Source organism: Qipengyuania aestuarii, from assembly GCF_019711535.1.
Lineage (GTDB): Bacteria > Pseudomonadota > Alphaproteobacteria > Sphingomonadales > Sphingomonadaceae > Qipengyuania > Qipengyuania aestuarii.
Window position 1 is genome coordinate 200191 of the sequence record NZ_JAIGNP010000003.1, and the last position, 18396, is coordinate 218586.

19 protein-coding genes are annotated in these 18396 nt (G+C 61.7%); 5 read left to right on the plus strand and 14 right to left on the minus strand.

Features of this window, described 5'->3' with window-relative positions:
- Positions 1-95 precede the first annotated feature (95 nt).
- The 14 genes from K3175_RS10670 to K3175_RS10735 all read right to left on the minus strand — a co-directional run bounded on the left by K3175_RS10670 (position 96) and on the right by K3175_RS10735 (position 13745).
- Positions 96-482: a copper-binding protein gene (locus K3175_RS10670; RefSeq protein ID WP_247710863.1), complete on the minus strand. Its 387-nt coding sequence runs from the start codon at positions 480-482 to the stop codon at positions 96-98.
- A complete protein-coding gene (locus tag K3175_RS10675; protein WP_160673276.1) occupies positions 461-3628 on the minus strand; it encodes an efflux RND transporter permease subunit in 3168 nt (1055 codons plus the stop codon). Before K3175_RS10675 ends, K3175_RS10670 begins: the two co-directional genes overlap by 22 nt.
- Positions 3625-5121 (minus strand): efflux RND transporter periplasmic adaptor subunit, encoded by a 1497-nt coding sequence (locus K3175_RS10680; protein ID WP_123882996.1) that lies wholly within the window; start codon positions 5119-5121, stop codon positions 3625-3627. Before K3175_RS10680 ends, K3175_RS10675 begins: the two co-directional genes overlap by 4 nt.
- 8 nt (positions 5122-5129) lie before the next feature.
- Complete coding sequence (locus K3175_RS10685) at positions 5130-6365, minus strand: TolC family protein (RefSeq protein WP_221543378.1); 1236 nt, start codon at positions 6363-6365, stop codon at positions 5130-5132.
- A gap of 115 nt (positions 6366-6480) precedes the next feature.
- On the minus strand, positions 6481-6828 hold the full coding sequence (locus K3175_RS10690) for a hypothetical protein (protein ID WP_221543379.1): 348 nt from the start codon (positions 6826-6828) through the stop codon (positions 6481-6483).
- Between the two features lie 71 nt (positions 6829-6899).
- Positions 6900-8249: an MBL fold metallo-hydrolase gene (locus K3175_RS10695; RefSeq protein WP_221543380.1), complete on the minus strand. Its 1350-nt coding sequence runs from the start codon at positions 8247-8249 to the stop codon at positions 6900-6902.
- Between the two features lie 43 nt (positions 8250-8292).
- Positions 8293-8997 (minus strand): NAD(P)-dependent oxidoreductase, encoded by a 705-nt coding sequence (locus K3175_RS10700; RefSeq protein WP_221543381.1) that lies wholly within the window; start codon positions 8995-8997, stop codon positions 8293-8295.
- 108 nt (positions 8998-9105) lie between these two features.
- Positions 9106-9594, minus strand: coding sequence for a DUF6692 family protein (locus tag K3175_RS10705; RefSeq protein ID WP_221543382.1), 489 nt, complete (start codon positions 9592-9594; stop codon positions 9106-9108).
- A complete protein-coding gene (locus tag K3175_RS10710; protein WP_181950889.1) occupies positions 9591-10118 on the minus strand; it encodes a DUF305 domain-containing protein in 528 nt (175 codons plus the stop codon). Before K3175_RS10710 ends, K3175_RS10705 begins: the two co-directional genes overlap by 4 nt.
- Positions 10115-10528, minus strand: a complete 414-nt coding sequence (locus tag K3175_RS10715) for a potassium channel family protein (RefSeq protein WP_221543383.1) — start codon at positions 10526-10528, stop codon at positions 10115-10117. The genes K3175_RS10710 and K3175_RS10715 overlap by 4 nt, the downstream gene beginning before the upstream one ends.
- Positions 10525-11874, minus strand: coding sequence for an APC family permease (locus K3175_RS10720; protein WP_221543384.1), 1350 nt, complete (start codon positions 11872-11874; stop codon positions 10525-10527). The genes K3175_RS10715 and K3175_RS10720 overlap by 4 nt, the downstream gene beginning before the upstream one ends.
- 296 nt (positions 11875-12170) lie before the next feature.
- On the minus strand, positions 12171-12386 hold the full coding sequence (locus tag K3175_RS10725; protein ID WP_221543385.1) for a hypothetical protein: 216 nt from the start codon (positions 12384-12386) through the stop codon (positions 12171-12173).
- 211 nt (positions 12387-12597) lie between these two features.
- The gene (locus K3175_RS10730; protein WP_221543386.1) at positions 12598-13062 is read right to left on the minus strand and encodes a DUF411 domain-containing protein; all 465 of its coding nucleotides are present in this window, start codon (positions 13060-13062) and stop codon (positions 12598-12600) included.
- Positions 13059-13745 (minus strand): class I SAM-dependent methyltransferase, encoded by a 687-nt coding sequence (locus K3175_RS10735; RefSeq protein ID WP_221543387.1) that lies wholly within the window; start codon positions 13743-13745, stop codon positions 13059-13061. The genes K3175_RS10730 and K3175_RS10735 overlap by 4 nt, the downstream gene beginning before the upstream one ends.
- 151 nt (positions 13746-13896) lie before the next feature.
- On the opposite strand from K3175_RS10735, the gene K3175_RS10740 reads away from it, so the two are divergent.
- Genes K3175_RS10740 through K3175_RS10760 form a run of 5 tightly spaced genes read left to right on the plus strand, consistent with a single transcriptional unit; the run spans position 13897 to position 18372 of the window.
- Complete coding sequence (locus tag K3175_RS10740; RefSeq protein ID WP_221543388.1) at positions 13897-14193, plus strand: hypothetical protein; 297 nt, start codon at positions 13897-13899, stop codon at positions 14191-14193.
- A 3-nt stretch (positions 14194-14196) separates the two neighbouring features.
- Positions 14197-14631 (plus strand): Spy/CpxP family protein refolding chaperone, encoded by a 435-nt coding sequence (locus K3175_RS10745; RefSeq protein WP_221543389.1) that lies wholly within the window; start codon positions 14197-14199, stop codon positions 14629-14631.
- A 6-nt stretch (positions 14632-14637) separates the two neighbouring features.
- Positions 14638-15198 carry an RNA polymerase sigma factor gene (locus K3175_RS10750; RefSeq protein WP_221543390.1) on the plus strand — a complete coding sequence of 187 codons (561 nt, stop codon included), beginning with the start codon at positions 14638-14640 and terminating at the stop codon, positions 15196-15198.
- Between the two features lie 55 nt (positions 15199-15253).
- Entirely contained in the window at positions 15254-17062 is a 1809-nt protein-coding gene (locus K3175_RS10755; protein WP_221543391.1) for a copper resistance system multicopper oxidase, read from the plus strand.
- Complete coding sequence (locus K3175_RS10760) at positions 17059-18372, plus strand: copper resistance protein B (RefSeq protein WP_221543392.1); 1314 nt, start codon at positions 17059-17061, stop codon at positions 18370-18372. Before K3175_RS10755 ends, K3175_RS10760 begins: the two co-directional genes overlap by 4 nt.
- Positions 18373-18396 lie beyond the last annotated feature (24 nt).

Below are 18396 nucleotides of genomic sequence, written 5' to 3' on the forward strand. Positions count from 1 at the left end.
GGCGATCCTTAAAGTCGGGCCTGTCGATACCGGGCATATTCACCTGTTTTTGCGTGGGAGGCACCGGCGCAACCGCGCGCCTCCCACCCATCATGCTATCGCGGCGTTACCGAGGTAACGACGCTGCCTTCGGTTCCAGTACGAAATTCAAAGGCTATTCCCTCACCGACACTGACCTGTTCGAGGATTTGCGCGTCGGCTTCGAAGGTCATGGTCATCGCGGGCCATCCGATACTTTCGACCGGACCGTGCTCGATGGTCACGGTGCCCGCCCCGGGATCGATGTCTGTTACCGTTCCCTCCGCGCTGGCGCTCTGCTCGCCGCCGGTCTCCTCCGTCATCGGCATTTCGCCTGACATGGGCATACTGTCCGAGTTCGCCATCTCGTCAGACATCATGGTCCCGGTGCTGTCGTCTGCAGCGTCGCAAGCTGCAAGCGCCAGCGGTGCCGCGAGCAGGATCATGTAGGTTGGGGTACGCATTCTTCTTCTCCTTGAGGGTTCGCCGGTTTTTCCGGACGGGGACGCCGCAACAACAGATAAGCGGCGGGAAGCAGGAACATGGACAGGAGCGGGGCGGTGATCATGCCGCCGACCATCGGCGCGGCGATGCGGCTCATGACTTCCGAGCCCGCGCCGGTGCCGATCAGGATCGGAAAGAGACCCGCAAGGATGACTGCGACGGTCATCGCCTTGGGCCGCACGCGCAGGAGCGCGCCTTCCCGGATGGCCTCGTCCACTTCTTCGGCGCCCAGGTCAGCTTGCCGTCGCTCCAGTGCGGCTTTCAGGTAAATCAGCATCACCACGCCGAATTCGGCGGAGACACCGGCAAGCGCGATGAAGCCGACCGCAGTCGCCACCGACTGGTTGTAGCCCATCAGATAGAGCAACCAGTATCCGCCCGTCAGCGCGAAGGGCAGCGTGCCCATGATCAGCAAGGCTTCGTCCCAGCGCCGGAAAATGAGATAGAGCAGCAGGAAGATGATCGCGAGCGTCGCGGGAACCACGATCTTCAGTCGCTCATAGGCGCGCGTCAGATATTCGAACTGGCCCGCATAGGACAGGCTGACGCCGGGAGGCAGATCGACGCCCGTGGCGACGGCCTCCTGCAGATCGGCGACCACCGAGGTAAGATCGCGGCCACGGACATCGACATAGATGTAGCTGGTCAGACGACCCTGCTCGCTCTTGAGCATCGGCGGACCGTCGCTGACGGCGATACGGGCGACAGTGCCGAGCGTAATCTGTTGGCCGGACGGCGTCAGAACCGGCAGGGCCCTGAGTTCATCGACGCTGTCCCTGATTTCGCGGGGATAGCGCACATTGATCGGATAGCGCGCCAGCCCCTCGACGGTCCGTGCGACATTGGCGCCGCCTATTGCACCAGAGACGATCTGCTGGATGTCGGCAATGTTGAGTCCGTATCGCGCGGCCGCCATCCGGTCGATATCGACATCGACATAGCGACCGCCCGACAGCCGCTCGGCCAGCGCGGAACTCACGCCAGGCACGGTCTTGGCGATACGCTCCACATCGAGTGCAACGCGTTCCAGTTGATCGAGATCGTCGCCTGACACCTTGACCCCGATCGGGCTCTTGATTCCGGTCGCGAGCATGTCGATCCGGTTGCGGATCGGCGGCACCCAGACATTGGCGAGGCCCGGCACCTGGACGACCCGGTCGAGTTCCTCGACCAGCAGATCGGGCGTCATTCCCTCGCGCCATTCTTCGCGGGGCTTGAAGCGGATCGTCGTTTCGAACATCGTCAGGGGAGCCGGATCCGTCGCCGTATCGGCGCGCCCCGCTTTACCGAACACCGTTTCCACTTCCGGGACCGACTTGATCAGGCGATCGGTGCGCTGCAGCAGCGCCGACGCCTCGCCGGGGGAAAGGCCGGGCAATGCACTCGGCATATAAAGCAAATCGCCTTCATCGAGCGGCGGGAGGAACTCGCCGCCAAGCCGGGTGAAGGGGATCGCGGTGGTCAGAAAGATCAGCGCCGCGATCGCCAGCGTTGCCTTGGGGCGCCGCATGACCCAGTCGAGCCCCGGACGATAGATTTTCGTCAGCCAGCGGTTTAGAAAATTGGAATCTTCCGAAGGGATCTTCCCACGGATCAGCCAACCCATCATCACCGGCACCAGCGTTACCGAAAGAATGGCCGCGGCAGCCATCGCATAGGTCTTGGTGAAAGCAAGCGGTGCAAATAACCGCCCTTCCTGCGCCTGCAGGGTAAACACCGGTAGGAACGACAGCGTAATGATCAGCAGGCTGAAGAACAGCGCCGGTCCCACTTCCTTCGATGCATCGGCGATGATCCGCCAGCGTTCCTTCACCGCGAGCACGGTATCGGGATTCTCGTGTTCCCATCGCTCGAGATGCTTGTGCGCGTTCTCAATCATGACGACGGCGGCATCGACCATCGCACCGACCGCAATGGCTATTCCACCCAGCGACATGATGTTGGCATTGACGCCCTGAAAGCGCATCACGATGAAGGCCGCGAGCACGCCCAAAGGCAGGGTGATGATGGCGACAAGTGCCGAACGCGCGTGCCAGAGGAACAGCGCGCATACGAGCGCCACGACGATAAACTCTTCGATGAGCTTCGTGGTGAGGTTTTCTATAGACGCATCAATGAGCTGAGAGCGATCGTAGGTCGTGACGATCTCGACGCCTTCGGGAAGGCTTGCCTGCAAGTCGTCGAGTTTCTGTTCGACGGCCTGTATGGCGCTTCTTGCATCCGCACCCTGACGCAGAACGATGATGCCGCCGGCAACCTCGCCTTCGCCATTGAGCTCGGCGATGCCTCGGCGCAGTTCGGGTCCGACCTGGATCGTCGCTACGTCGCCCAGCGTGACCGGGACACCGCCACTCGCAGTGCGTAGTGGAATTTGCCGAAAATCATCGAGGTCGCCGAGATAGCCAGAAGCGCGGACCATATATTCGGCTTCGCCCATCTCGACGATCGAGCCGCCCGCTTCCTGGTTGGCGGACTGGATTGCGCTCACGATCTCGGCGTGAGTCACGCCGAGCGATGCCATCCGGTAAGGCTCGAGAACGACTTGGTATTGCTTGACCATGCCGCCGACGCTGGCGACCTCGGCAATGCCGGGGATCGTCTTGAGCTCATAGCGCAGGAACCAGTCCTGCAGGCTGCGCAGTCCTGCAAGGTCGTGCCCGCCGCTGCGATCGACCAGCGCATATTCGTAGATCCACCCCACACCGGTTGCATCGGGGCCAAGCGTGCTCGTGACGCCATCGGGCAGGCGGTTCTGCACTTGGTTGAGATATTCGAGCACGCGCGAGCGCGCCCAGTAGAGGTCGGTTCCGTCCTCGAAGATGATATAGACATAGCTGTCACCGAACATCGAATAGCCACGGACGGTTTTCGCCCCCGGCACCGAGAGCATGGTCGTTGCCAGGGGATAGGTGACCTGGTCCTCGACGATCCGGGGGGCCTGACCCGGATAGTTTGACCGGACCACAACCTGCACATCGGACAGATCGGGCAACGCGTCGACCGGCGTCGTGCGCACCGCCCAGAAACCGGCCAGCGTTACCGCGACGGCGGCGAGAACGATAAACAGGCGGTTGGCGATCGAGGCATCGATTATCCGAGCAATCATTGTCCGGCCCTCGTGATAGACTCGATCCGGGGGCCGGCATCCTCCTGGGTGAAGGTGAAGCGCACCCTGTCTCCCGTCTCGAGCCCGCGCATTTGCGCCGCGCTCTTCGTGCGGAAGGTCATGGTCATCGCGGGCCAATCGAGCCGGGGCACAGGACCATGCCGCAGCGTCACCGAACCATTGGCGATCGACTGGATCGTGCCGGTGGCACCGAAGGTCGCTGGTTCGTCCTCGCCGCCGGTGGAAGCGTCATCTGCCTGATCGACCGGACGGACGTCCAGTCCGGTGAGGCTTGCTTCGGAATCGAGCAGGAACTGACCCGATGTTACGACCTGCTCGCCTGCCGACAGACCGGCCAACACTTCGCTCCTTCCACCCGCTTCGCGGCCGATCCGGACCTCGGCGGGCATGAAACCGCCCTCGTCCTGCTTCACCATCACGATGGTTCGACGTCCGGTCCTGATAACCGCTTCGGAGGGGACCAGCAGCGCGCGGCGTGTGTCCGGGGTCAGCGAGACCTGTGCGAACATGCCCGGCTTGAGGCGCCCGGATGCATTGGGCAGTTGCGCACGAACGGTGATCGTACGGCTTGCATCCTGCGCGCTCGGCAGGATAGCGATGATGGGCCCGGAGAAGCGTTCCTCGGGGAATGCGGTCAGCGTCGCGCTGACAGGTTGCCCGACGCGGACAGTCGCCGCCTGCCTTTCAGGCACCGCGGCTTCGAGCCAGATCGGTGAGAAACCGGTTATCTCGGCGAGCGTCTGTCCGGCCATGACTGTCATTCCCGGACGCACGCCGAGCGATGTGATGGCACCTCCAATCGGCGCGGTAACGGTGATCGTGGACTGCGGACGTCCATTGCGCCCTACCGATGAGATCAGGCCTGGAGGCATGCCCAAAAGGCGCATGCGTTCGCGCATGGCCTGCGCAAGTTCTTCATCACCGCTGTTCAGGACGGCCAGATACTCCTGCTGCGCTCCGCCCCATTCGGGAACCAGGATATCCGCGAGCGGCGCGCCCCGTCCAACGACATCGTCGGGCGCGCGGCCGTAGGTTCTTTGTACATAGCCTCCGGCACGTGGCTGGACGATCGCGACGTCGCGTTCATTGTAGGCCAGAACGCCTGTGACGGTTATTTCCGGCTCGAGGACGCCGTACTCGGCTTCAGTGGTGCGGATGCCGAAATTCTGCACCAGGCCGGGATCTATCCTGACGCCTGCAGTGGCCTCCTCGCCCGCGCACTTGGGCACCAGCTGCATATCCATGAAGGGCGACTTGCCCGGCTCGTCGAAGTGCTGCCCCGGCACCATCGGGTCGTACCAGTAAAGGACCTCCTCGCATTCGGTCGCACTGCCGCCCGCGTCGCTTGCACCACCCTGGCCTTCGCCGAGCTGCGAGAGACCATAGCCGGCGGCAAGACTGATGAGCGCGACCGTGCCTGCCATCATCCAGGATTTCTGGCGCGGCGACAGCCTGTCCCACGCGGCTCCCATTGCGGGTCTCATCGGCCATACTCCCCATAAGTCAGTCGCAGGTTCGCGGCGGCCTCGACGGAAGCCTCTTCGCGTTGCAGAGTTTCCACCCGCAGCATGGCGAGCGTTTTGATGGCGTCGATGATGTCGAGCAGATCCGCGCGGCCTGCGGCAAAGCTCGCGCGTTCGAGGTCCACGCGGCTTTCGGCAAGAGGGAGCAGTTCGTCCGTCGCGCGCTGCCATTGTCGATAAGCGCTGTGCCATGCGGCGAGATCGGTCTCGAACTGGGCTTCGAGTTCACGGAGCCGGTCTGCTCTGGCCGACTGCGCCGCCGCCGCCTCGGCGTCGGCGGCGGCTACACGCGGGTTTTGGCGCCGGTCGGCGAAAATCGGGAGCGTGATCGAACCCATCACCGAGACGACATCGCCAAAGTCGGGATCGCGCCTTCCATAGCTCACATTGACGCCGAAATCCGGACGCCTTTCCGATCGGGCAAGATCACTTCGCGCTTCCGCTTGACGAACCTGCGCAAGCGCCACGACAAGCTCCGGATTGCTTTGGAGCATGGCCCGCAAACCTTCGGGATCGAGATCGGCCGAAGGGATGGTTCCGGTCGCGGTAGCGTTCGGCAGAGCCGTATAGCGCGACAGCATGGCCTGAGCGGTCTCTCGGTCGGCTTCGATCCTGGTCCGCATGTCTTCGACTTCGAGCACGGCACGGCGTACTTCCAGACTTTCGGCGGGTCTGGCCGAACCGGCGGCGACAGAACTGCGCGCGAGTGGTACGAGCCTCTCGATTTCAGCAAGTGCATCGTCGGCGACGGTCAGAGCCCGTTGGGCATAAGCCAACGAAATCCATGCCATTCCTGCTCCCACGCGCACCCTGTAACTTGTTTGACGCAACTGTGCTGCGGCAAGGTCGATGTCGGCCTCCGCCATTCCGAACCGGGCCCGACGTTTCGCGAGATTGGGGATCTCCTGTTCGATACCGACTTGGATCTGCGTTGGGAGCTGGCGATTCAGCTCGAACGCAGCCGGCCCGCTTACCGGCAGGTTCTGGATGCTCGCGCGAAGCCGCGGATCGGGCAATTCATCGGCAGCGTCGGCGATCTCGCGCCGGGCGTCCAGTCTTAGCTCGCTTGTTCGAACCTGGGGCTGGTCGCTCGTTGCTGCTCGCAAAGCTTCCTCATAGCCCACCGACTGGGCATTACTCGCCGGCGCGAGGGCCAGCAGGACCGGAAGCGCGGTCCAGCTTATTCGTTTCATGATCGTTCATCCGCAAAAGGAGCGCGTCAGACACGCGTTCCGGATCACCGGCCCGCGTCGAGCGCAGGCCGTTCATCCAGAGGCAGGAGCGCGCAGGCTTGAGCCTGCACACGGGTCATGCCGGAAGTTGCGGAGGTGGCGGCTCTGGCCCTAGTCCTGTGGCTGCGAGCGAATTGGAGACTAATCTGCTGAACTGAGAAGCCTGCGCCGGTATTTCACCGACCAGGGTCGCATCACCCCCTGGAACGAGGGGCGGGATGCAGCCGAATGCCACGAGACAATCCAGCCGAAGGTTCTTGCAAGGCACGCCGTCATGATCGTCCATGGAAGCTGCGCCCGCCATCATCTCCATCTCGGCGCAGGCCGGTTTGCCTGCATCGACCGCCTGAGGCAGGGCAGATGCATGCGCTGCCGACTGGACGAACAGCCCGCAGGCGATCAGTAGCAGTCCAAGGGTGCGCAAGACTCGCATAAAAAAGGCGTAAAGCTTTGAAGAGCGCAAGACAAGGACCTCGCATCGGGTGCGATGGTTCATCACGACGCGTGCTGCCAGGCACCCATCGAGCCCAGATATATATCGAGCTTTTCGAATCCTTTGCTTTGCAGCCAGCCCGCCGCCACACTCGCACGCATGCCACTGGCACACATGACGGAATAGGCGCGTTCGCGATCGAGCTCGGCGAAGCGGGAATTGAGTTCGCCCACGTAGATGTGTTCCGATCCCTCGATCGCGCTGCTGCGCCGCTCATCGAGGTCACGCACGTCAAGCAAGGTCCAGTTGTCGCGCTTGCGCTCGAGACGATCCTGAACCTCGCTCGTCCCGATCATCGGAAGGTTCGCCATGTCCATTCCTTGCGCTGCAGCCGGGACGATACCGACATAGCCGCCGTCGATCGAGTCGAGCCCGATCCTCACAAGGTGTGTCATGGCCGAAGCCAGCTGGTCTTCCGCCGATCCGACGAGGGCGATTGTTTCACCCTCCCTGATGAACCAGCCCGCAAACGCCGAGATCATGCCGACCGGAAGGCATATCGAACCAGGCAGATGCCCGCTTGCGTATGCAAGCGGATCCCGTACGTCGACGACATGATCGGGGTCGATTTCGCGAATGTCCGAGAGCATGAGACATTTTGGTCGCAAAATCCGTGGCGCAGGAGATGTTCCCTCGACATTCAGGCGCTCCATCAGCCTGAAATAGGGCGGTTGGTAATGATGCTCGGCGAGCTTGGCCTCGATAAATTCCTCGCGATGGGCGATCTGGAGCCGGGGATTGTTGCGACGTTCGTGGCCTATGGTCGAGAATTCCCGGTCCGCCATTCCCGAACCGCAGACCGAGCCTGCTCCATGCGCGGGGTAAATGATCGTCTGGTCACCCAGACCGCAAATCTTCTGCAGTGAATCGTACAGGAGGCCCGCGACCTCCCGCGCGCGCTCGGGATAGAAATCGGTGCGTCCGACGTCGCCAACGAAGAGCGCATCGCCGGTGAACACGCCGATCGGTCCTTCGGGAAAATCGTCGTCATGGAGGACGAAGGCGAGATGATCGTCGGTGTGACCGGGAGTTTCGAGCACCGAAATCCGCAACTTCCCGATCTCGAAAACGTCGCCCTCTCGCGCGGTGTCGGCGAAAACAATCTCGTCCGCAGGGTTTGGACCGTGCAGAACGCGGGCACCGGTCATTTTGGCCAATACCGGCGATCCCGTGATGAGATCCTCATTCCTGTGCGTTTCGAAGATATGCGTGATCTCGAGCCCTTCGGCGCGGGCACGCTCGACATAAATCTCGCAGTCCCGGCGCGGATCGATGACCGCTGCCTTGCCCTGCGAACCAATCAGATAGGAAAGGTGGGAGAGGCCGGGGGTCTTTATCTTCTCGAGCAGCATGTTTTGCCTCGTTGTTGGAGTGTTTCCGTGAGACCGCGTCGATCTAGTCGATCCCGAGTTCGGCTTTGAGTGCCGAGACATTCTCGAAGCGGTCTGCTTCTGGCCGGGCGATAGCGGGCTTGGCGTTGACCCAGGTGTTCTCACAGACGAATTCGAGCATGGCTGCCGCGAGGTCGGCGTGCCGGCAACGAAAGCAACCCTCGGCAAGACGCTCGTCGGTAATGACGGCTTCACCCGTATAGGGTTCGTCGAGGAGCCAGCCCGGTCGCGCAGACGTCCAATTCAGGCCTTTCGCGCGCTCCAGAAGATCTTCCATGGCGCGCATCTGTTCGAGAATATTGTGCAAGGCTGGTCTTGCCGTGAGCTCGAACCATGCAGGAACGCTGGGCTGCGGCTCTACAAACGCCGCCGATATCACGACGATCCGGGAAATGCCGGTCGTCGACATCGCTTCCACCAGCTTGCGGGTTCCCTCCGTATAAAGCGGAGGCGGATCGATCGCCGTAGATGGACTAAACCCTATACCGAGTGCGGAAATAACAGCACGGCAACCTTCGAGCTCGCTGCGGAAGTCGTCACTGAGTACATCGCACTGGAGGTACTCGACATTGTCGGCCCGGTCCGATGGTTCGGGCAAGGTGTGCTCGAACGCTCGTACCGCGATGCCCTTGCGGACCGCATGGCGCAATATTTCCGTGCCGGTCTTTCCTCCGGCACCGAAGACCGCAAGGGGGGCTGCATCGCTCACAGGCTCAGCTTCCACTGTAGCACCTCATTATAAATTCGGCCGCGCGTGCCGGGCCGATCATGATCATGGAGCAGGCACCGACGGAAGCCGGCGCCCGCTCGCTCGTGTTCACGCTTCGCTGTTGCCGCAGGTCGTGTACCCCCAGAACCCGAACTCGTCCTTCATCCGGGGGCCGGCGACGATGAGCTCCTGCATTTGCAGGCCCGCGTCTCCTTCGTCATCGAGAAGGCGCGTACGGATACGAAGCTCACCATTCGCATACTCACCCGAGGCGCTTGCCGTGACGGGGATCAGTTTGCCATTGATCTTGATCGCCCCGCGACCGCTGTTGTCGTAGACGAATGACGGGAACGCGACCTCGGTCAGGCGGAACTGGCACGTGTTTTCGGCTCCCAGCGCGGCGAGGTCCGCGTCGCTCATGGTCTCGGGCAGCATGAGGCCGGGGCTGAGATTGGCAAGAGCGCTCGCAGCGCTCTCTATCGGAGCTGCCGTTGCCGGAGGATCGAGCTGTGCTTCGCGGTCATTACCGATCGCGGTGTTGGTATTGCAGGCCGCCAGCGGAAGGGCTGCAAGAGTCAGAAGTGCGATCTTGTTCATTGCTGCATCTCCTCGGGCAGGCGTTCTTCGGTGCGCGGGCCGTTCTCCTCGATGTCCTGGATGAGGTATTTCATCTCGGCGATCTCACGCCGCTGCGCGACGATGATGGCCTGAGCAAGTTCGCGGACACGCGGATCCTTCAGGCTCGCCCTTTCGCTGGTCATGATCGCGATCGAGTGGTGCGGAATCATTGCGGCCATGTATTCGGTGTCGTCGACCGTGGTCTGGCTGCGTACGAGCCATAGCGCGAGTGCGAAGACGACGGCTCCGACACCCAGGATGATGAAATTCTTGGTCCGGTCCTTGTACATGCCCCACATGAAGAGCAGCATGACCACCATCATCATCGCGCCCATGACGAACATCATCCAGAAGCGCGTCTCGCTCCAGAACACGTCGTCCATGTCGAAGCTGTTGGCATACATCAGGAAGAACATGATCACGGTCGAGGTCGATACCATGGCCATGAATCGCCAGTAGTTGCCGCCCCCTCCCTTATCCGAGTGGGATGTGCTTTCAGTCATGCGTTTTCTCCTTCCTTCATTATGGTCCAGAACAATTGTGCCGAGCAGCTGATGAGCGCGAAGCCGGTCAAAGCTTCGACGCCGGCAATGACGCGCAGGTGCTCGGTCGGGTAGATGTCGCCGAGCCCCAGCGTGGTCACGTTGATCAGCGAGAAATAGAAATAGTCCATCGCACTCATCGCCGGCGTCTTGTCGAACCCGCCGAGACCCAGCTCCGCGCCCAGCCAGAAACCGCCAGCGAAGAGCGTCGCGACAAGCAGGTGCGATGCCAGGACGAGAAGCGCGACCCCAAGTTTGGCGGAGAAATTTCCGGGTGCGTCGAGCATGCGATGCCCTGCGCCGAGGATCGACAGATGCACGCCGACCGAGGCCAGGAAAAGTGCAATGGCGAGAATTAGTGCGGCGATCATCGATGATCTCCATCGTGTGTGGCGGGCATTTCACGCAGCGCAGGATTCCGACGGAGATAGAACCATTCGGCTCCGAACACTGCGGCAATACCTGCGACCGCATAGGCGACGACCGCAGGGTCGGTTTTGAGCTTGGCGAGGGCAAAAGCTGTCAGGACTACGCCGTCCGCCATGAGCGCCGACCAGAGGATCCAGGCACGCGCGCCTATTTCTTCCCGCAAACCGCGCAGCACGCCCCAATGCACGAGCATGTCCATTACGAGATAGAAGAACGCTCCGAGCGAGGCGATCCGCGAAAGATCGAACAGGACCGCGAGCGTGCCGGCGACCACGACGGTATAGACCAGCATGTGACTGCGGATCGGTCCCTTCATCCCAAAATGGCTATGCGGGATCATCTTCATTTCGGTCAGCATCGTCAGCATTCGCGAAACGGCGAAAACGCTGGCGATGACACCCGAGGTCGTGGCTGCGATCGCGATTGCGACTGTGAAATAGAACCCAAGCTCTCCGAGCGCGGGGCGCGCAGCTGCCGCAAGCGAGTAATCGCGCGCTTGCGCTATTTCCGAAGTGCTGAGGCTGGCTCCGACCGCCACCGCGACCAGAAGGTAGACGACCACGCATACTGTGATCGAAATGATAATGGTTCTGCCAACATTTCGGTGCGGATCGATGATTTCGCCGCCGCTGTTGGTGATGGTGGTGAAACCCTTGAACGCGAGGATCGAGAAGGCGACCGACGCGAGCAACGCGTCGAGACCCGAAAGCGCGACTGGCTCTGAGAAGGCGCCGCCCGAAAAGCCGCTGGCCCAGATCGCCGCAATCGCGAACAGGGCGATGCCGCCGATCTTGATCGCCGACATGACGAGAGAGAAACCGCTGACCGATTTGTTGCCTGCCGCATTCACGAAATAGGCGAAGACGATGAGCGCCAGTGCCGCGACGGAAACCAGAATGCCGCTGCTCTCGAGCCCAAAGGGCCGCAAGGCATAGGTCGCGAAGGTCCGAGCGACCAGGCTTTCGTTGATGACCATCGACAGCGCCATCAGGAGCGATGCCGATGCTGCAACAACACCCGGTCCGTAGGCCTTCTGAAGAATCATCGCGATGCCGCCAGAGGAGGGCCAGCGGTTCGACATCTTGATGTAGCTGTAGGCGGCTAGGGAAGTGACCAGGGCGCCGACTATGAAAGAAAGCGGAAATAGCGGTCCAGCCAGTTCGGCAATCTGGCCGGTCAGTGCGAAAATACCAGCGCCGATCATGACGCCGGTTCCCATTGCGACACCGCCAAGCAGCGTTATCGATCCAGCACTCTTCCCATGTTGATCGTCGCCATCTGTCTGCAAGTCTTTCCCCTGTCGATGTCCTCCCGTCCGAGAAACATCACGACAAGCAGTACGTTGCGAAGCGGCTCACCCCTCAAAAAATTTTCTGGCGGGGCATGAGCCATCCTTGGGCTGGCCCCGGAATCGCGTTGAGCTATCGATTTCCGGCGGCGCGCTCTTTCTTCCTGCAGCGATGCCGATGGCGGCGCGTCAAGGCACGGCAGTCCACGCTGAGTGCGCCTAATATTCAGCGCGTCAAATCAGGAAAACCGGGCCTGGAAAAACCGGTGCAGCGGGACCGCGATGAGTGCGATGTACTAGCCGTAGAGAAAACTGCCCACCGCTCCTGCGAGAAATCCCGACAGGGTCAGCCATTCGAACCATGGCAGCAACGGAACCCAGGCTTGGTGCATGTGAAACCGCTCGGGTGCGAGGCCTCCGAAGGCAATGCATAGGAGGTAGCTGACAAGCAGGAACACGCTGAGCGTCCAGCCCCATGCGAATATCGAGTTCTTGATTGATCCTTTTACCATCGCATTTCTCCCACTTCGTGCGTCCTAAAATTATGCAAACGGAAGGGTCCGGGACCGTCGGGGCAGCCGGCCCCGGACCCAGCGGGATGATCGACAGGCATCTTAGCGCCCGTCCCGGTGTCCCGGGCTTCTGTGTTATTCCCGCGCGATTGTTCTTCAACGAGACATCGCCCTTATTTCTCGCGCGGCCACTGGCGTCAGTTCCTTACAATCACCGATAAGATGCGAAGACGCTCTGTCCGGTCGGACCAAAGGCGATGACCTCATAGGGCTGGATCCGGTCTCCTGCCTCCATGCCGGGAGATCCCAGCGGCATTCCCGGAACCGCAAGGCCGGCAACGCCGGCGGGCCGCTCGCGCAAAAGCTGGTCTACTGCCTCGGCGGGCACGTGACCTTCGATGATGTATCCATCGACCTCCATCGTGTGGCACGACCACAATTCTTCCGGTACGCCGCGCGCGGTCTTGATCGCCGCCATGTCCTTGCTGTCGACCGATGCCACCTTCGTATTCATCCCGTCTTCGACATGGCCTGCCCAATTCAGACAGCACCCACATCCTGGATCCCGGAACATCGTGTAAGTCGCTGCCTGCGCCACGTTTGAACAGGCTGCCAGCACGAGCAGGGCCGCGCCGCTAATCGATCGCCGGAGTAGCGAAGGCTTTTTCAAATTCATTGTGCAATTCCTTTCTTGTATCCGCGCCATAGCGAGATCGTCCCGGTTACCGTCGGGAACCGGTGGAGCAGGCATGGCTCGGTGAAGATTTCGGCGAACAGTTTTTCGACTTCGCCGTCGGCGCTGGGCTGCGTGTCGCTTATGCCGTCAAGCGACTGGACGGTCGCCCGGAAGAGGCTCCGCATGAGTGGGCTATCAAGCTTCATATAATCGGAGATCAACACGGTTCCGCCTGGCACGAGCAAGCTTTCGATGGTTTCCAGGATTGCCTGCTTCTTGCGCAAGGGAACTTGGTGAAGGACGAGGCTGCTGACGATCTTGTTCGGCTGCCACCCTGCGGGCAGCTCGAGGCTTTCGAGAAAGCCTTTATGCCACCTGATCAAATTTGCGATCGCTCCCAGTTTGCGTCGAGAGATCCGCAGGGCTGAAGCATCGGGGTCGACGCCGACGAAATGAGCCTGTGGGCAGTCGCTGAACATGGCTTGCAATAGGCTGCCGGTTCCGCAGCCGACGTCTATGACCCGGTCGCCAGGCGCGAGATGCAAATGCTCGACAATTTGTCGACGCCAGCGCTTTTCGCGTGTTACAAGAGTGATGATCGGGTCGTAGATCGGCGTAAGAAAGCTTTTGCCGAGCAAAGGCGTGAACTCGCTGCTATCCTCTGGCTTAGTGGCGTTGTTCACGACAGATGCCCTTTTTCCTCGTCGTATGTCCCGTTTCTGATTTCCTCACTCTCGATTACGTTCGACTGCTGCCAATCCCTCAAAAAAGAAGTTTAAGGGATTGTGCAGGTGAGCGCGTATAGAACACGTGCAACCCACAGGAGTTTTTCGGATGCGTGACAATCACTCTCTTGATGCGGTGCTCGGAACCCTTTCCGCCACCACCACCAGCGAGGTCCCCGCCGACTTCATGGATGGCGTCTGGCAGCGCGCCGGACAGCTTGGCGAAATCGCCGACCGACGCCGCAGGACGGCTCTGTTCGTCGGTCTGTTCGTCGTCGGGCTTGGAGCTGGCGCCGGAACGAACGGTTGGCCCGGCGGCTATGGCACGTCTTCCGCGTCATTTGGCGAGAGTCTTATCCTCGGCGAACAGCTGTCCCCATCGGCGCTCCTCCATGTGGAGCAATAAGGTTTGAAGACGACGCATATCGTTCTCGCGGTGCTTCTCGCAGCACTTGCAGGATGCCTCGGCGCGATTGCCGCGGATCGCTGGGCCAATCACGAGGCTGGCTCCGGCCTCCACGATTTCGTGCACGACGAGCTCACCCTGACGGCCGACCAGGAGCAGCGTCTCGATGCGCTCGAGGCCCGTTTCGCGGTCGAAAGGGCACGGCTCGAAGGATCGGCGCGCGCAGCCAATGCCCGGCTCGCCCAGGCGATGGAAAGCGAGCACGAATACGGCCCCGAGGTCTCGGCCGCGATCGACGAGGTGCATGCACGCATGGGCGATCTGCAGAAGGCAACGGTGCGCCATGTCTTCGACATGCGCGAAATTCTCGAACCCGAGCAGCAACGCCAGTTCGACCGCAAGGTCTCCGACGCCCTGACCCGCGACCCGCGCGACTGAAGCGCCATGTCGGGGGCGGGCGACAATCCAGATGAGGCCCTTGTTTCGCAGGCGAGGGCTGGAAACAAGCGGGCTTTCAGCCAACTCGTCGAGCATGAAACGGGTCGGCTTCTCGCGCTCGCGACACGCATGCTTTCCTCTCCTTCTCAGGCAGAGGACGTTGTTCAGGACAGCCTCGCTTCGGTGTGGCTGACGCGCCATCGGCTCGATCCGAACAAGCCGATCGGACCCTATCTGACAACCGTCGTCCTCAACCGCTGCCGGGACCGTTTGCGCAGGCGCAAGGTCGCGGGCTTTTTCGGACTGTCGGGTGATGACGAACTCCATTCCATCGCCGACGATTTGCCGGGTCCTGAAGCGTTGGCCGTTTCCAGGGAAGAGCTCAATCTCGTTCAGGCCGAGATCGCGCGAATGCCTGTAAGGCTGCGCGAAGCGCTTGTGCTCGTGACCATCGAGGGGCGTAACCAGGCCGAGGCGGCCGATCTTCTCGGAACGACCGAAAAGGCGATCGAAACCCGCGTATACCGCGCGCGCAACAGACTAAAGGAGCGCTTCGAAAAACTTTGAGGGGTTGGATGGGCGCGCGCGTAAGTAACGGTGAACGCCAAGTCAGGAGCCCTTTATGATCGCCGTCAATCGACGCAAGTTTCTCGGAGCCGGAGCAGGAGGAATGGGTCTGCTCGGCCTTGCCGGGGCGATGCCTGCCTGGGCACGCGGCGCGGACATCCTCGCAGGTAACGCCCGCAAGAGGCTGGACGAGATATCCGGCCCCAATATCGACCTCACCGTTGCCCGATCGGCCTTCGCGACCGGCAACAGGCGCGGCGGCGCGATCGCCGTCAATGGCACTATTCCTGGTCCGCTGTTGCGATTGCAGGAAGGCACGACCGTCCGGCTCAATGTCCATAACCAGCTCGAGGAAGATACCTCGATCCACTGGCACGGTCTGCTCGTGCCGTTTCAGCTCGATGGAGTGCCCGGCGTGAGCTTTCCCGGCGTCAAACCGGGAGAGACCTTCACCGCCGAATTTCCGGTTCGCCAGTCGGGTACCTACTGGTGGCACTCGCATAGCGGCCTGCAGGAACAGGCCGGGCATTACGGCGCGATCGTGGTCGACCCCGCCGGACCCGATCCGGTCCAGGCCGACCGCGAATATATCGTGGTGCTGAGCGAATTCAGCGAAATGTCGCCCCACACGATTTTCGACAAGCTCAAGAAGGGCGAAGGCTACTTCAACTACAACCAGAACACCTGGACCGACGATTACCCGCTTTCGGGCGAGGATCGCCGGATGTGGGCGAAAATGCGCATGATGCCGACGGACATCCTCGACGTGTCGAGCGCGGCTTATACCTATCTTCTGAACGGCCATGGCCCGCTCGACAATCTGGAATACCTCTTCCGCCCGGGCGAGCGCGTGCGGCTGCGCCTCATCAATGCCGGCGCCATGACCTTCTTCAATATTCGCATTCCCGGCCTGCCGATGACCATCGTTCAAGCGGACGGGCAGAACGTCGAGCCAGTTGAAGTCGACGAGTTCCAGATCGGTGTGGCCGAGACCTATGACGTCGTCGTGACGCCGGGCGCGCAACAAGCCTACACGCTGGTCGCGGAGTCGATGGACCGCTCGGGCATGGGTATTGCCACACTCGCGAGCGCACCCGGCGCTCGCGCCGCCATTCCGCCGCTGCGCGATCCGCCGCTTCTGACCATGGCGGACATGGGCATGAGCGGCATGGACCACGGCGCGTCTGGCGATGCCGGCATGTCGGGCATGGATCACGGAAGTGGCGGCGACATGGCGGGGATGGATCATGGTTCGTCCGGCCAATCCGAGATGGCAGGCATGGCCGGCATGTCGGGCATGCAGATGCGCGACACCTCGCTTCTGCCGCCCGATGTGAAGGTCGGGCCCGGTCTCGACATGGTCTCGATGAACCCGGTCGACCGCATGGGCGATCCAGGCATCGGTCTCGCCGATGTGCCGCATCGTACGCTCGACTATCGCAAGCTGCGCGCTCTGACGCCGCACCGCGAGGGCCGCACGCCGTCCCGGCGAATGGAAATCCATCTGACCGGCAATATGGAGCGCTACATGTGGTCGTTCGACGGCAAGAAGTTCTCCGCCGTCTCAGACGAGCCGATCCGTTTCGCCTATAACGAGCGCGTGCGCGTGAAGCTCGTCAACGACACGATGATGGCGCACCCCATTCACTTGCACGGTCATTTCTTCGAGCTGGTCAATGGCGCGCCGGCCGATCGTCAACCGCTCAAGCACACGGTCATCCTGCAGCCGGGTGGCAGCGCGCAGTTCGACCTGACGGCGGACGAGCCCGGCGACTGGGCCTTCCACTGTCACCTTCTCTACCACATGCATGCCGGGATGTTTCAGATCGTCACGGTCGCCAATCCCGACGGGAGCGAAGCATGAAAATTCGTATTGTCAGCCTGCTCGCATCGGTTGCAGCCGGCTCAGTTCTCGCCTTCCCCGCGGCGGCGCAGCATGCCGGTCATTCGCCGGCGGAGCCGCAGCAAAGCGCCGAGGCGCAGGCTGACGCGAAGACGAAGTGCGAGGAAGAAGCCGAGCGCCATCGCGCGATGGGGCATCCGGTTGCAGATGGAGCATGCGAACCGGCTGCTCAACCTGAAGCCGCCATGGACCGCTCGCAGATGGATCACTCAACCATGGATCATGGTGCGATGACCGCTCAGGATGGCCATTCTGGCATGACAATGCCTGTGGACGCTGCCCGTCCACAGGCATCGCCCGAAAGTCATGAAGGAATGGATCACGGCTCGATGCCGCAGGGCAAGCCCGCCGAAGGCGCGATGGATCATTCCCAGATGAATCACGGCGAGATGGGTCAGGCGGAGGCCAGTTCGTCGATGGACCATGGGCAGATGGATCACAGCCAGATGAACCATGGGGAGACGCCTTCGCAGGACAGGCAGGGCATGGACCATTCGGCGATGCAGATGGGCTCGGACGATGATATCCCGCTGCTGCCGCCTCCTCCAGAAGCAGGGAGCGGCCCAGCGCGCGCGGCGGTCGCCATCTGGGGCGAGGAGGCCATGAACGAAGCGCGCCGCGAGCTTGTCCGCGAGACCGACGGAGGAATGCGCTTCTGGTTTCAGGGCGACCGGCTCGAGTACCGCGCCCGCGAGGGGAAGGATGGATATCTGTGGGACATCCAGGGATATTATGGCGGCGACATCGACAAATTCTGGTTCAAGTCCGAGGGTGAGGGCAGCTTCGGCGAACCCATAGAAGGCGCCGAGGTCCAGGCGCTCTGGAGCCGCGCCATTGCGCCCTTCTTCGATTTCCAGGCGGGTGTTCGCCAGGACCTGACCGGTCCGGAACGCACGCACGCGGTTATCGGTATCCAAGGGATCGCGCCTTACCAGTTCGAGGTCGATGCCGCGGCCTTCGTCTCCACCAAGGGCGATGTGACGGCGCGTTTTGAGGGCGAACTTGATCAGCGCATCACGCAGCGGCTGATCCTTCAACCGCGTGGTGAAATCGCACTTTCCGCTCAGGATATTCCCGAACTCGGCATTGGCGCTGGCCTCGACCGGATCGAGGCAGGTCTGCGTCTTCGCTACGAGTTCGCACGCGAATTCGCGCCCTATGTCGGCGTTTCCCAGGAATGGCGCATCGGCGACAGCGCGGATTTTGCGCGGGCCGCCGGAGAGGATCCGAGCGTCACCAATTATGTCGTCGGTGTGCGATTCTGGTTCTGAAATCTCAAAAAGGATAGAACTTCC